General features: G+C 60.1%; 14 protein-coding genes. 3 read left to right on the top strand and 11 right to left on the bottom strand.

Annotation, left to right across the window (positions count from 1 at the left end; translation table 11 throughout):
* Nucleotides 1–94 precede the first annotated feature (94 nt).
* From CAF65_RS21825 to leuS, 5 genes are all read right to left on the bottom strand, one after another.
* Nucleotides 95–1,417: a lytic murein transglycosylase gene (locus CAF65_RS21825; RefSeq protein ID WP_085718158.1), complete on the bottom strand. Its 1,323-nt coding sequence runs from the start codon at nt 1,415–1,417 to the stop codon at nt 95–97.
* A gap of 62 nt (nt 1,418–1,479) precedes the next feature.
* On the bottom strand, nt 1,480–1,644 hold the full coding sequence (gene arfA, locus CAF65_RS21820; protein ID WP_008022942.1) for an alternative ribosome rescue factor ArfA: 165 nt from the start codon (nt 1,642–1,644) through the stop codon (nt 1,480–1,482).
* Between the two features lie 89 nt (nt 1,645–1,733).
* Entirely contained in the window at nt 1,734–2,771 is a 1,038-nt protein-coding gene (gene holA / locus CAF65_RS21815; protein WP_085718157.1) for a DNA polymerase III subunit delta, read from the bottom strand.
* Between the two features lie 39 nt (nt 2,772–2,810).
* Complete coding sequence (lptE, locus tag CAF65_RS21810) at nt 2,811–3,416, bottom strand: LPS assembly lipoprotein LptE (RefSeq protein ID WP_085718240.1); 606 nt, start codon at nt 3,414–3,416, stop codon at nt 2,811–2,813.
* An 87-nt stretch (nt 3,417–3,503) separates the two neighbouring features.
* Nucleotides 3,504–6,110: a leucine--tRNA ligase gene (leuS, locus tag CAF65_RS21805; protein WP_085718156.1), complete on the bottom strand. Its 2,607-nt coding sequence runs from the start codon at nt 6,108–6,110 to the stop codon at nt 3,504–3,506.
* A 281-nt stretch (nt 6,111–6,391) separates the two neighbouring features.
* Between leuS and CAF65_RS21800 the strand changes: the two genes are divergently transcribed.
* Together CAF65_RS21800 and CAF65_RS21795 are read left to right on the top strand one after the other, a co-directional pair.
* Entirely contained in the window at nt 6,392–6,712 is a 321-nt protein-coding gene (locus CAF65_RS21800) for a hypothetical protein (protein WP_085718155.1), read from the top strand.
* Nucleotides 6,713–6,816: 104 nt separating this feature from the next.
* Nucleotides 6,817–7,575 (top strand): YdcF family protein, encoded by a 759-nt coding sequence (locus tag CAF65_RS21795; protein WP_085718154.1) that lies wholly within the window; start codon nt 6,817–6,819, stop codon nt 7,573–7,575.
* A gap of 84 nt (nt 7,576–7,659) precedes the next feature.
* Here CAF65_RS21795 and lnt read toward each other — a convergent pair whose 3' ends face one another.
* The 5 genes from lnt to miaB form a co-directional block, all read right to left on the bottom strand.
* A complete protein-coding gene (lnt, locus tag CAF65_RS21790; RefSeq protein WP_085718153.1) occupies nt 7,660–9,183 on the bottom strand; it encodes an apolipoprotein N-acyltransferase in 1,524 nt (507 codons plus the stop codon).
* An 8-nt stretch (nt 9,184–9,191) separates the two neighbouring features.
* Nucleotides 9,192–10,031 carry an HlyC/CorC family transporter gene (locus CAF65_RS21785; RefSeq protein ID WP_007975860.1) on the bottom strand — a complete coding sequence of 280 codons (840 nt, stop codon included), beginning with the start codon at nt 10,029–10,031 and terminating at the stop codon, nt 9,192–9,194.
* 5 nt (nt 10,032–10,036) lie between these two features.
* Nucleotides 10,037–10,531, bottom strand: a complete 495-nt coding sequence (ybeY, locus tag CAF65_RS21780; RefSeq protein WP_085718152.1) for an rRNA maturation RNase YbeY — start codon at nt 10,529–10,531, stop codon at nt 10,037–10,039.
* Entirely contained in the window at nt 10,524–11,531 is a 1,008-nt protein-coding gene (locus tag CAF65_RS21775; protein WP_085718151.1) for a PhoH family protein, read from the bottom strand. Before CAF65_RS21775 ends, ybeY begins: the two co-directional genes overlap by 8 nt.
* 206 nt (nt 11,532–11,737) lie before the next feature.
* Nucleotides 11,738–13,066 (bottom strand): tRNA (N6-isopentenyl adenosine(37)-C2)-methylthiotransferase MiaB, encoded by a 1,329-nt coding sequence (gene miaB, locus CAF65_RS21770; protein WP_015096961.1) that lies wholly within the window; start codon nt 13,064–13,066, stop codon nt 11,738–11,740.
* A 133-nt stretch (nt 13,067–13,199) separates the two neighbouring features.
* Between miaB and CAF65_RS21765 the strand changes: the two genes are divergently transcribed.
* Nucleotides 13,200–13,529 (top strand): DUF1820 family protein, encoded by a 330-nt coding sequence (locus CAF65_RS21765; protein WP_003185742.1) that lies wholly within the window; start codon nt 13,200–13,202, stop codon nt 13,527–13,529.
* A gap of 47 nt (nt 13,530–13,576) precedes the next feature.
* Here CAF65_RS21765 and CAF65_RS21760 read toward each other — a convergent pair whose 3' ends face one another.
* Complete coding sequence (locus tag CAF65_RS21760) at nt 13,577–14,131, bottom strand: tetratricopeptide repeat protein (RefSeq protein WP_085718149.1); 555 nt, start codon at nt 14,129–14,131, stop codon at nt 13,577–13,579.
* Nucleotides 14,132–14,290: the final 159 nt, after the last annotated feature.

Below are 14,290 nucleotides of genomic sequence, written 5' to 3'. Positions count from 1 at the left end.
CCTTCGCGAGCCGGCTCGCTCCCACACTGGATCTGTGAACGACACAAACCACTGTGGGAGTGAGCCGGCTCCGGGCGGCGTTCCGACGATGCTTTTAGCGGTTACGCAACCCTTCCAGCAACTTGTGCGTCGGATACCCATCCGCCGGCCAGCCAAACGACTGCTGTGCGCTGCGAATCGCCTTGCGGGTATTGGCACCGATAATCCCGTCCGCATTGCCCGCGTCGTAATTCTGGGCACTCAGCAAGTTTTGCAGCTCGATCCGCTCGGTACGGCTCAGCGGCAAATCATCTTTTGGCCACGTGCTGCTGATCAGGCCTGCGCCATTGAAGCGTTCGGACAACAAGCTCACGCCCAAGGCGTAGGACGATGAGTTGTTGTACTTGAGAATTGCCCGGAAATTATCGAGCACCAGAAACGCCGGGCCACGGTAACCGGCCGGCAGCAACAGGGCCGCGGATAATTGCTCGGAACCGGCAGGGACCTGGCCACCATTGGGCAGCGTAATCCCCAGTTGCCGCCATTCCGCGACGCTTTTGCGAATCGTGCCATCGGCCAGCACATAGTTGAATCCGCCTGGCAACTGCACCTCGAAGCCCCACGGCTGGCCTTTCTGCCAGCCTGAGCTTTGCAGGTAATGCGCAGTCGAGGCCAGGGCATCGGCCGAGCTCCCCCAGATATCGCGGCGTCCATCGCCATCGAAGTCCACGGCATGGGTGTTGTAGGTGGTCGGGATGAACTGGGTCTGGCCCATGGCACCGGCCCAGGATCCGAGCATTTTCTCCGGTTCGATATCACCTTGTTGCAGGATCTGCAGGGCGGCAATCAATTGCGCGCGGGCGAAGCCCGGGCGTCGGCCTTCGTAGGCCAGGGTTGCCAGCGAATTGATCACCGACTTGCTGCCCTGGAACTGGCCGAAGTTGCTTTCCATGCCCCACACAGCGACAAGTGCCTCACGGTCGACGCCGTAACGCTGTTCGATGCTCTGCAAGATACCGTCGTATTGGCTGAGCAGCGACTGACCTTTGCGTACCCGCAGCGGCGACAAGGCGCCGTCGAGGTATTCCCACACCGGTTTTGCGAATTCCGGTTGGCTACGATCGGCACGAATCACACTGGGGTCGAAGTTGACATTGGCGAAGGCGCGGTCGAACAGATCGGCGCGGATACCGGCGGCCAGGGCATCCTTGCGGAAACCCGCTTGCCATTCGGCAAAGGTCTGGGTTGGCTGGATATCGAGGTTTTCGGCGCTCGGAACCACAGGCGCAATGACTGCGGGAGCGGTGGCGACAGGGAGCGTCTGAAGCGGCTGTGCGTCGGCGGCGGTCGGTTTTTCCGCACAGGCGACTAGCAAAACAAGGCTGGAGGCAGCAATCAATTGGCGCAGATGCCAACGACGGGAAATACAAAAGGGCATGCACAGGTCCAGGGAAAACGTATCAGGTGCAGACCTTAACATGTTGAGCGGATGCTTGCCTTTCAGGCTGCCAGAAAGTAAGAAGCCTCCCAGCTGTCAGACTGGAAGGCTTCGCGGCGGTAGCTGCCTTTTCCCTTGCCAGGGCGTTCCTGGCGGCTGCGGAACAATGGCTGGGCGATGATGGATTTGGCCTTGTTGGGGCCATGCTTCGATGGCTTTTTGCTCATGATGATTTCTCGCAAGTAAGTGGGTTTTGCGAGGCGAATCATCGGCCGAAGTGGTGGATCTGTCTAGTCCCTGCATTGCGTAAGGCTTTTCACTCCCCCGGCAACGACAAGCGCTGCCCAGCCATCAACAACGTCAACCGACTCAGGCTCATCCACGGCGAACCCGCAGCCTGGCCCTTGATCTGCGCGTCGATACGTTGTGCTTCCAGCAGCAGTTGCGCCCAGCGCTGTGCCGAGTAGCGTTGCAGTGCTTTGCTCATCAACGGTTTACGTTTGTCCCAGACCGGCGGCTTGGCCTGGCTGAAGGCCTTGTCCAGCGGCGTACCCTGGCTGTATTGCAGCGAAATGTTGGCCAGCAGGCGCAACTCCCGGGCCAGGGCCCAGAGAATCACCGGCGGTTCGACGCCTTCACCGCGCAACCCTTCGAGCATGCGTAACGCGTGGGCTGCTTCACCATTGAGAACTGCATCGGTCAGGCCAAAGACGTCGAAGCGCGCACTATCGGCCACCGCAGCCTGCACGGTTTCAACGGTGATCTGACCCCCTTCGGCCATCAGCTTGAGCTTTTCGATTTCCTGGGCGGCGGCCAGCAAGTTGCCCTCGACCCGCGCAGCGATCAATTCAACGGCGTCCTGGCTGGCGGAAAGCCCGGCCTGGGACAAACGTTGACGGATCCAGCTTGGCAACTGGGCGACATCGACCGGCCAGATCTGCACGAACTGGGTCTGCTGTCCTTCGACCAGCGCTTTGCCCCACTTGGTTTTCTGCGCGCTGCCATCGAGTTTTGGCAGGCTGATCAGCAGCACAGTGTCGTCGGCCGGGCGCGAGCAGTACTCGATCAGCGCGGCGGCACCTTTGTCGCCGGGTTTGCCGGAAGGCAGGCGCAGTTCCAGCAGGCGCTTTTCGGCGAACAGCGACATGCTGGCGCCGGCTTGCAGCAACGTGCCCCAGTCGAAACTGGCGTCGGCGGCAAACACCTGGCGTTCATCGAATCCCTGCTGGCGGGCGGCAGCGCGAACAGCGTCGGCCGCCTCCTGGCACAACAGCGGGTCATCACCGCTGATGATATAGACCGGCGCAAGGGCGCCTTGCAGGTGTTTGGCGAGTTGGGCGGGGGCGAGCTTCATAAGAGAGGGCGAACGGGGCGCCTGAGCGCCCCGTAAGTCTTACTGCTGCGGCAGTTCGATTGGCGACTGGCGCGGGGTTTCCGCTTCAGCCTTCTTCGCCGCTTCCAGTGCTGTGGCGTCAGCCTTGGCCCTGGCTTCGGCAGTCTGCTGCAACTGATCCAGTTGACCCGGGGTCAGTTGTTGCAAACGCAGCATCATGCGTTGGACCAGCTCCCGGCGGCCTTCTGCCCGTGCGGTTGCGGCTTCCTGGTCGGAGCCCACCAGGTTGTTGCCATCGTGCATGTAGATTTTCTGCACTTCAAGCTTGTCGCTCATCAGTGGCAGATCGCCGCGACCACGGATGTCGTAGTTCAGCACGGTGGTCACCTGGTACTCGCCTGCACGACCGGCACCTGCGTAGCTGAGGATGCGCTGGCTTTCCTGTTCATTGGTCAGCGCCAGTTTGTACGGTGCACCGTTATAGACCTTGACGCCGCTGCCCTCGAGTGCCTTGCGCAACTGAGTCACGGTTTCGCCATAGGCGTTACGGGCGCTCAAGTCGAGTTCCTTGATCGCCAGTTCGTCGGTGCCGGTTCCGCGCAGCTGGAAACCGCAGGCACTCAGCAGAACCGCGAGACCCATCACCAGCAGATTGCGTTTGATCATCTTGTTGCTCCCCTTGAAACCATGTGGGCCGATCAAGCGGCCCGAAAGGTTTTACTCGGCGCCAGGCTCACCTGGCGCCTGATCCAATTAGCTGGCGACGATATTGACCAGTTTCCCGGGCACTACGATCACTTTGCGAATGGTCAGACCGTCGACAAAGCGCAGGACGTTCTCGTTGGCTCGGGCGGCTGCTTCGACTTCTTCGCGGCTGGCACTGGCTGGCATTTCGATGTGACCACGTAGTTTGCCGTTGACCTGAATCACCAGTTGCAGGCTGTCCTGCACCAGTGCACTTTCGTCCAGTACCGGCCAGTTGGCGTCGATCACCGGATCGGCGTGACCCAGGCGATGCCACAGCTCGTGGCTGATGTGCGGGGTGATTGGGGCCAGCAGCAGAGTCACGGTTTCCAGGCCTTCCTGGACCAGTGCGCGATCCTGTTCGGTGCCTTGCGCGGCTTTTTCCAGCACGTTCATCAGCGTCATCACCTGGGCGATGGCGGTGTTGAACTTGTGGTTCTGGCCGACGTCGTGGCTGGCCTGCTTGATGGCCTGGTGGATCGAGCGGCGAACGGCTTTCTGCTCGTCGTTCAGGCTGGCAACGTCCAGTTTCCCCGGCAGGCCTTGGGTGACGTGGGCTTGAGCCAGACGCCAGACGCGCTTGAGGAAACGGTGCGAACCTTCAACGCCCGAGTCGGACCATTCAGCACTCATGTCAGGTGGCGAGGCGAACATCATGAACAGGCGGCAGGTGTCTGCGCCAAACTGGTCAATCATCGACTGTGGGTCGACGCCGTTGTTCTTCGACTTGGCCATCTTCTCGGTGCCGCCGATTTCCACCGGCAAGCCGTCGGCTTTCAACTTCGCGCTGATAACCTTGGCCTTGCTGTCACGCTCAAGCTCGACGTCCGCCGGATTGAACCAGGTGTAAGCGCCGTTGGCTTCGCGACGATAGTAAGTCTCGGCGATCACCATGCCCTGGGTCAGCAGGTTCTTGAACGGTTCGTTGGAGCTCACCAGCCCTTCGTCACGCATCAACTTGTGGAAGAAGCGCGCATAGAGCAGGTGCAGGATCGCGTGTTCGATGCCGCCGATGTATTGATCCACCGGCAACCAGTGATCGGCCGCGGATTTTTCGACCAGGCCACCTTGATAGTGCGGCGAGGCGTAACGGGCGTAATACCACGAGGACTCGACGAAGGTGTCCATGGTGTCGGTTTCACGCTTGGCCGGTGCGCCGCATTTAGGGCAGGTGCACTCGTAGAACTCGGGCATGCGCGCCAGTGGCGAGCCGGCACCGTCGGGTACGACGTCTTCCGGCAGCACGACAGGCAGTTGATCTTCCGGCACCGGCACGTCACCGCAAGTGTTGCAGTGGATGATCGGGATCGGGCAGCCCCAGTAACGCTGACGGCTGATGCCCCAGTCGCGCAGGCGGAACTGGGTACGCGAGGCGCCCAGTTCTTTCTTGATCAGCGCGACTTCGATGGCGTCGAAGGCACCCGCGAAATCGAGGCCATCGAACTCGCCGGAGTTGATCAATGTGCCGTACTCGCCGTAGGCGTCTTGCCATGGTGTCGGGTTGCTATCGCCGGAACTGGTGCGTACTACCGATTTGACCGGCAGGTTGTACTTGTGGGCGAATTCGAAATCACGCTCGTCGTGGGCTGGAACTGCCATTACCGCGCCATCGCCGTAGTGCATCAGCACATAGTTGGCGACCCATACCGGCAGTTTTTCGCCGGTCAGCGGGTGCTCGACGAACAGTCCGGTCGGCAGGCCTTTTTTCTCCTGGGTGGCGACGTCGGCTTCGGCCACGCTGCCGCCCTTGCATTCAGCGATGAATGCCTGCAGCTCAGGATTGTTCTGCGCGGCCAGTGTGGCCAGGTGGTGCTCGGCGGCCACGGCGACGTAAGTCGCTCCCATTAAAGTGTCCGGACGGGTGGTGAAGACTTTCAGGGTGCCGGCTTCGCCGATGGAATCGACGTTGTACGGGAACTGCACTTCCATGCCGCGGGACTTGCCAATCCAGTTGCGCTGCATGGTCTTGACCTGTTCAGGCCAGCCAGTCAGTTCGTCGAGGCTCTCCAGCAGTTCATCCGCGTAGGCGGTGATCTTGAAGTAGTACATCGGGATTTCGCGCTTTTCGATCAGCGCGCCGGAACGCCAGCCGCGACCGTCGATCACTTGCTCGTTGGCCAGGACGGTCTGGTCGACCGGGTCCCAGTTCACGGTGCCGCTTTTCTTGTAGATCACGCCTTTTTCGAACAGGCGAGTGAACAGCCATTGTTCCCAGCGGTAGTAGTCCGGCTTGCAGGTGGTCACTTCGCGCGACCAGTCCACCGCAAGGCCCAGGCTACGTAGCTGGGATTTCATGTAGGCGATGTTTTCGTAGGTCCACTTGGCCGGCGCTACGTTGTTCTTCATCGCGGCGTTTTCCGCCGGCATGCCGAAAGCGTCCCAACCCATTGGTTGCAGAACGTTCTTGCCTTGCATGCGCTGGTAGCGGGAGATCACGTCGCCGATGGTGTAGTTGCGCACGTGCCCCATGTGTAGCTTGCCGCTGGGGTAAGGGAACATCGACAGGCAGTAGTAAGTCTCCTTGCCTGGCTGTTCACTGACTTCAAAGGACTTTTGCTCGTCCCAGAACGACTGGGCGGCGGCTTCGATTTCACGGGGCTGATATTGTTCGTGCATGGCTACTTTTGAACTGAATAGGGGTGGCCTAATCCTCTTCAATGCAACGCTGGACGGTGATCGCGCCACATTGGCGTTTTCGATGCCCAGCCGAGCTGGAAGTGGAGTTACAGGAAGCGCCGTAGCATACATGACCGTGCTCTGCCGAGGGAAACCCTGATTGCTGCCGCACGTCCTGCAAAAACCGCTGTGAGGGCCGTTGGTCGCGGCGTTCAGCCGGTTTGTTCATGGAAGCTAAGCTCTAACTGGGGAGTAGGTCTTATCTTCCAATGAGGTGAGGGATGGTTGAGTCACAGCAAAAAGCTACAAAACCGGAGCTGTACGAAAGGCTGATCGATCGTTTGGCCTTGGCCCTGGATGCGGCAAGGACCGCTAGCCGGTTGCGCGACGAACGCCCTCTGGAACTGGAGCTGCGCGGCCTGAGCCCCGCAGAGTTTGCACTGGTCAAAGCGTATCTGGATCGCAGTGAGCGTGAGACACACGGATGCTTGTCAGAGGCGGTAAAACAACTCGATGCACCACGTTCGGCCAAGATCATTTGGCTCAAGGATAAGGTTCGCGGCAGAGACGCGGTAAAGGTCCGGTCTTTGCAGTTCAAATAGGGTACAGAGCCATGCTCCAAGTATTTTTGAAGCATAGTCCTTCCGTATTGATTGTCGCATTGCATCAACCCACCTAGGCTTCGGGCATCTCCGGGAGATGCTCGATGCCATTTCGTTATTTCGTAAAACAACTTCTTTTGCCCCCTGGCATTCTATTGCTGCTGCTTTTGCTTGCCTGGTGGTTGCGCCGCTCAAGGCCGAGGCTTGCCAGTGTGTGCTTTGCGCTGGGACTGGGGGGCTTCTGGTTGATGAGCCTGCCGGTGGTGGTGCAGTGGAGTGCCGGCCTGCTCGAGCGGGAGCCACCGTTGACCCGCGATGAATGGGCAGGCCTGGGGCAACGGGCGGATGCAATCGTGATTCTCGGTTCGGGGCGCGAGCGCGGTGACGTGGCCTGGGGCGCTGATCAGCCCACGGGCGTCGGTCTGGAACGCCAGCGCTTTGCCGCGCGGCTGGCCAAGGCTTCCGGCCTGCCGGTACTGACCAGTGGCGGCTTGCACTATGGCACGCCGCCCAGCGAGGCGCAGATGATGGCTGACTCCTTGCGTGACGATTTTGGCGTGACCGTGCGCTGGCAGGAGGGGCGCAGCCGCACGACATGGGAGAATGCGCAGTTGAGCGCCGAGGTATTGCTGCCTCAGGGCATCAAGCGTGTGGTGGTTGTGACTCAGGCCTGGCATATGCCTCGAGCGGTCTGGAGTTTCCGCAAGGCCGGGTTTGAGGTGGTGCCGGCACCGGTAGGGTTTCTGGGCGGCGACAATGCGCGGCCATTGGGTGGCTGGATGCCGGAGTTCAAGGCGATCTGGCAGAACGGGCAATTGATGAACGAGGCGGTGGGGCAGATCGGTTATTCGTTGTTCTATTGAGGTGATGTCGGCGCTGGTTGATGAGGTGTCTGTGATGACACCTTCGCGGGCAAGTCGGATCGCGAAGGCGATCCGAGGAAGCTTTTAAACGGTCTTGGCCATCCGGCTCGCAATCAGTGCCCAACCAAACAACAACACACAGGCAATGATCAGCGGCCACGAACGCCATTCCAGGTAAGGCGTCAGGTTGTGCATCGGCACCACTTCGCCATACAGGATGCCGCGTTCGAACTGCGGGATCTGATCGGTAATCTGACCGAACGGGTTGATCAGGCCGGACACGCCGTTGTTGGTGGCGCGGATCATCCAGCGCCCGGCTTCCAAGGCACGCATCTGTGCCATCTGCAGGTGTTGCAGCGGGCCGATGGAGGTGCCGAACCAGGTGTCGTTGCTGATGGTCAGCAGCAGGTCGCTGCGGGTGGCAAGGCTGGCGGCGAACTCCGGATAAACCACTTCATAGCAGATGTACGGTGCGATCTGATAACCCTTGGCTTGCAGCAAGGGTTGGTCAGCCGGGCCGCGGGCGAAGTCCGACATTGGCAGGTCGAAGAAGGCGATCAGTCCGCGCAGCATGTCCTGCAAGGGGACATATTCACCAAACGGCACCAGTTTTTGCTTCAGGTAAGTGCCGTCGCCTTCACCGGTAACGGTGATGGCATTGAAGAAACGCTTTTCGTGGCGTACCTCCATGCGGACCGGGACACCAGTAATCAACGCCGATTTACGTTCGGCGGCGAAGCTGCCCATCATGTTCAGGTAGCCCTCGGCGGACTCCTTGAGCACCGGGACCGCCGTTTCCGGCCAGATGAGAAGATCGACGCGTCTGGAGCTGAAACTCATGTCGCGGTACAGCGCCAGTTGCGCGTTGAGCTGCGCCGGATCCCACTTCATGCTTTGTTCGATGTTGCCCTGAATGGCGGCGACGCTCAGTGGCGGGCCCGACGGGCTGGTCCAGGCGTGGTGCTTGAGCGCCATACCGGCCAGCCACGGACCGATCAGCAGCAATACACCGGCAGCGATGAAGCCTTTGCGCCCTGTGCGAACCAGGCGCATGCCGTTGTAGATCAACGCAGCTGTCAGGGCCAGGGTAAAGGAAATCAGCCACATCCCGCCGATGGGGGCGAGCCCGGCCAGCGGGCCATCAAGCTGGCTGTAACCGGAGTACAGCCACGGGAAGCCCGTCAGGAACCAGCCACGGAAGGCTTCCTGGCCGACCCACAGCGCCGCGAAGGCCAAGGCGTCGGCCAGCGGTGCTTCATTGCGGCGCAGCCAGCGCGCCCAAATCCAGGCGGGCAGGGCAAAGAACCAGGCAATCGCCGCGGTGAAGAGCAGCATCAGGAAACCGGCCAGCAATACCGAGGCGCCACCGAAGTGGTGGATGCTGTAGTAGATCCAGCTGGTGCCGGCACCGAACAGGCCGAAACCGAAACACCAGCCGCGACCCAATGCCTGACGTGGGCTCAGTTCGCGCAGGCCGGCATAGAACAACCCGACGGCGAGCAGTGCCAGTGGCCAGATATCGAACGGCGCCAGGGCCAGTGTGGTGATTGCACCGGCCGCCACGGCCAGCAGGTTACCGGGCCAGCCGGGGCGGGTTGTCCAGCGCATTTCAATCCTTAGCGAGCAATGGGTGTCAGGCGAAGCAAGTGAATCCGACGGCTGTCGGCGTTCAGGATGCGGAAGCGGTACGGGCCGATTTCAGTGATTTCGTTACGTTTTGGCAAATGCCCGAACGCACTCATCACCAGACCGCCAACGGTGTCGAATTCATCGTCGGAGAACTCGCTGTCGAAAAACTCATTGAAGTTTTCGATTGGTGTCAGAGCCTTGATCAGGAAATCACCGCTGGGCAGCGGCTTGATGTAGCTGTCTTCTTCGACATCGTGTTCGTCTTCGATGTCGCCGACGATTTGTTCCAGCACGTCTTCGATGGTGACCAGACCTGCCACGCCGCCGTACTCGTCGATGACGATGGCCATGTGGTTGTGGTTGGCGCGAAACTCGCGCAGCAGCACGTTAAGGCGCTTGGATTCGGGCACGAAGGTGGCTGGACGCAACAGATCCTTGATGTTGAAGCTGTCGCCGTTTTCCTTGAGGATCAACGGCAGCAAATCCTTGGCCAGCAACACGCCCATCACGTCATCGTGGCTTTCGCCGATGACCGGGTAGCGGGAGTGGGCCGAGTCGACCACGGCAGGCAGGAACTCGCGGGGTGTCTGGTTCGCCTTGATGCTGACCATCTGCGAGCGCGGGACCATGATGTCCCGGACCTGCAAGTCAGCCACCTGGATGGCGCCTTCGACAATGGCCAGCGCTTCGCTGTCCAACAGTTTGTTCTGGTGTGCATCGCGCAGCAGCTCCAGCAGCTCCTGGCGGTTTTTCGGCTCGTGGGCAAAAGCCTGGGTGAGCTTACCCAGCCATGACTTCTGCCCGTTGCTCGATCGATCTTCGCTCATAGCGATTACTCTGAATCCTTTGTTGTTTCGGTAGGGGATAAATCGGTTTCGTCGTCCGCGTACGGATCGGGAAAGCCCAGTTCTGCAAGCAACGTTCGTTCCAGTGCTTCCATCTCTTCGGCTTCGTCGTCATCAATATGGTCGTAACCGAGCAGATGCAGGCAGCCGTGAATCACCAGATGCGCCCAATGGGCCTTGAGCTCCTTGCCCTGTTCAGCGGCCTCGCGCTCGACCACGGCCACGCAGATCACCAGATCGCCCAGCAGCGGGATGTCGAGGAACTCGTCCGGCACTTCGGCCGGGAATGACAAGACGTTAGTTGCGTAATCCTTTTGCCGCCAGGTGTGGTTCAGCTCGCGTCCTTCGGCTTCGTCGACCAGACGAATGGTCATCTCCGAGTCGGCGGTGCGTTGGCGCAAAGCCAGTTCGCACCACTGGCGGAACTCGGCTTCGCTGGGAGCGGTGACTTCAGTGGCGATTTGCAGGTCAAGCTCAAGCATCGCGGCGGCTATCCTTGGCGGCTGCATCATCGGCCGCTTTAGTTTCGAAGCGCTCATAGGCTTCGACAATCCGCTGCACCAGCGGATGGCGCACGACGTCCTTGGGCTGGAAATGGGTGAAGCTGATCCCCGGAACTTCCTTGAGCACCTCAATCACATGGTGCAGGCCGGACTTGGTGCCGCGTGGCAGGTCGACCTGGGTGATGTCCCCGGTGATGACGGCCGTGGAGCCGAAGCCGATCCGGGTCAGGAACATCTTCATTTGCTCGACCGTGGTGTTCTGGCTTTCGTCGAGAATGATGAAGCTGTTGTTCAGCGTACGGCCGCGCATGTAGGCCAGTGGCGCGACTTCGATCACCTGGCGCTCGATCAGCTTGGCGACGTATTCGAAGCCGAGCATTTCGTAGAGCGCGTCGTAGAGCGGGCGCAGATACGGGTCGATTTTTTGCGCCAGGTCGCCGGGCAGGAAGCCGAGTTTTTCACCCGCTTCGACCGCCGGGCGAACCAGCAGGATGCGGCGGATCTGCTCGCGCTCCAGTGCATCCACCGCGCAGGCAACGGCCAGATAGGTCTTGCCGGTACCGGCCGGGCCGATGCCGAAGTTAATGTCATTGCCGAGGATTTCCTTCACGTAGCGCAGCTGATTCAGGCCACGGGGGCGAATCATGCCTTTTTTGGTACGCAGGGCTACGGACGGTTCGGCGGGGGAGTGATTGTCCAGTTGTTCGACGGCCGATTCCTGCAGGAACAGGTGCACCATGTCCGGCGACAGCTCCGTACCCTTGGTTTCCCGATACAGGCGGCGCAGGAGGTTTTCCGCGGAGGTGGTGTGTTTGGGTTCGCCGATCAGTTCGAACTGGTTTCCGCGATTGCGGATCTCGATGGTCAGGCGCTGCTCGATCAAGCGCAAATGCTCGTCGAATTGCCCGCACAGATTGGCGAAGCGGCGAGCTTCAAAAGGCTCGAGAATGAAACGATGTGGTTCTATGGGTGCGTTCAAGGTCGTATTTAGCCGCCCTGGGGCAATTGAGATGAAATCAAGGATAACGCCAGTGGCGTGGGTGCGAAAGCTCTTAAATAATCCAGCGTCAAACACCATCCCTTGTGGGAGCGAGCCTGCTCGCGAAAGCGGCCTGACAGTCGAATCATTGGTGAGTGTCAGACCGTATTCGCGAGCAGGCTCGCTCCCACAGAGGGAATGCAGTGTTATTGGATCAGCGAACCCCGCAGCGAGTGCGGCTGCGCAGCATCGATGTGCACATCTGCGAACTGGCCGATCAGGGTCGGATTGTCGCAGCGGAAGTTGACGATACGGTTATTCTCGGTTCGGCCTTGCAGCTCGCCCGGGTCTTTTTTCGAGTAATCGGTCACCAGGATCCGCTGGATCGAGCCGACCATTTGTCGGCTGATCTCGAAACCTTGCTGGTTCAAGCGATGCTGCAGGGCATTCAGGCGCTCTTTTTTCAACTCTTCCGGTGTGTCATCGGCCAGGTCGGCAGCCGGCGTGCCCGGGCGCTGGCTGTAGACGAACGAATAGGAAAAGTCGAAACCGACGTCGGCAATCAGCTTCATGGTCTGTTCGAAGTCTTTCTCGGTCTCGCCCGGGAAGCCGACGATGAAGTCCGAGCTGATGCAGATTCCCGGCACGGCGGCGCGCAGCTTGCGCAGTTTGGATTTGTATTCCAGCGCGGTGTGGTTGCGCTTCATCGCGGCAAGGATACGGTCCGAGCCCGACTGCACCGGCAGGTGCAGGTGCTTGACCAGCTCCGGCACGTCGGCGTGGGCCTGGATCAGGCTGTCGGAGAACTCCAGTGGATGCGACGTGGTGTAACGGATGCGGTCGATGCCATCGACCGCGGCGACCACGCGGATCAGCTCGGCCAGATCCGCCAGGCGCCCGTCATGGGTGAGGCCGCGATAGCCGTTGACGTTCTGCCCCAGCAGCGTCACTTCCCGCACGCCGTTTTCGGCCAGGTGAATGATCTCGGCAATCACGTCGTCGAACGGCCGGCTGACCTCTTCGCCGCGGGTGTAGGGCACCACGCAGAACGTGCAGTACTTGCTGCAACCCTCCATCACCGACACGTAAGCGCTCGGGCCGTCGATGCGCGGCTCGGGCAAATGGTCGAATTTTTCGATTTCCGGGAACGAGACGTCGACTTGCGGCAGTTTGCTGATGCGCGCGGCGTCGATCATTTCCGGCAGACGGTGCAGGGTCTGCGGGCCAAACACCACGTCGACGTACGGCGCGCGATCGCGGATGGCCGCGCCTTCCTGGCTGGCCACGCAGCCGCCGACGGCGATTACCATGTCCGGGTTGGCCAGCTTCAGTTCACGCCAGCGACCGAGCTGGGAATAGACCCGGTCCTGTGCACGTTCGCGGATCGAGCAGGTGTTGAGCAGGATCACGTCGGCGTCTTCAGCGCGGGCGGTGACTTCCAGGGCCTGATGTTCGCCCAGCAGATCGACCATGCGCGAGCTGTCGTACTCGTTCATCTGGCAACCGTGGGTTTCGATGTAAAGCTTCTTGGCCATGGAAAGAGTCATCACCTGATTCAAAGAACCGCGCATTATAGGGAACATGTCCCGTGCTTCCTACCGTTGTGCGTCCGACGGCTGTGCTATAGTTCGCGCCCTCATTTTTACCCCGATGTGTTATCCGCCCACCATGACCAAACGTGAAGCTCCAATCTACAAGGTGATTTTCCTCAACCAGGGCCAGGTGTTCGAAATGTACGCCAAGCAGATCTATCAAAGTGATCTGTGGGGCTTTCTGGAAGTGGAAGAGTTCGTCTTTGGCGAGCGCACGCAAGTGGTCGTCGATCCGAGTGAAGAAAAGCTCAAGGCTCAGTTCGAGGGCGTGGTGCGCAGTTTTGTGCCGATGCATTCGATCGTGCGCATCGATGAAGTCGAGCGTTTGGGCACACCGAAAATCAGCGAAGCCCGTGGCGCGGTCGGCAATGTCATGCCGTTCCCGATGCCGATGCCTGAGAAGTAAGGCTCAAGACCGAGTCACCCCATTCGCGAGCAAGGTCGACGCAGAAATCAGGGCAGTGGCGAGAAAGGTGTACGCCCATCGGCGCTCTGCAATTCCATCAGGTATTTGCGGAAAATCTGCCCAAGTACCTGAGTGGCGACTTCCAGCTCTTCGCGGGGCATCTTTTCGGTGACTTCGTCGGCGGTGTCCAGTGCATCTTCGGCGCCGTTGACCGCCGCCATCTTCAGCAGGATGTACGCCTGAATGTTATTGGCCGGCACGCCTTCGCCATGGAAGAACATGGTGCCGAGCTTGAATTGCGCCTGGGCGTGGCCTTGCAGCGAGGCCTTTTCGAAATAGCTCAGGGCTTTATTGAGGTCGCGCGGCGCGCTTCTGCCTTCGTAGTAGAACTCACCCAACTCGTATTGCGCTTGCGCATCCCCTTCATCCGACGCTTTCTGGCAGGCGGCGAGCGCCTGTTCCAGGTCTTGCGGCTGGGTATTGAGGGTGCAGCGACCCATCGCTGGGATCAACAACGAGTTGCCGCCTGCTTGTGCTTGCGCGAGCAGGGGCTGAAGAAGCAACAGGCAGCCCAGTGCAAGGGTGCGGCCGGTGCGGTTCATGGGAATCGACTTACCTCTGAAGGGCGCGCGGACCCATCGAGGGGATCCAATAAGCGCGCATTATGAAATAAGCAGGGCCAACCTTACAAAGTCTTTACTCGTTTTTCTGCTGCACGGGAAATATATCGCCCACTTTGCGGGGGATTATCGGCAGGTGAG

The sequence above is a fragment of the Pseudomonas sp. B28(2017) genome (assembly GCF_002113025.1).
Taxonomy (GTDB): domain Bacteria; phylum Pseudomonadota; class Gammaproteobacteria; order Pseudomonadales; family Pseudomonadaceae; genus Aquipseudomonas.
Note: the sequence above shows the minus strand (reverse complement) of the source record. Positions and strands in the feature narration are given on the sequence as shown.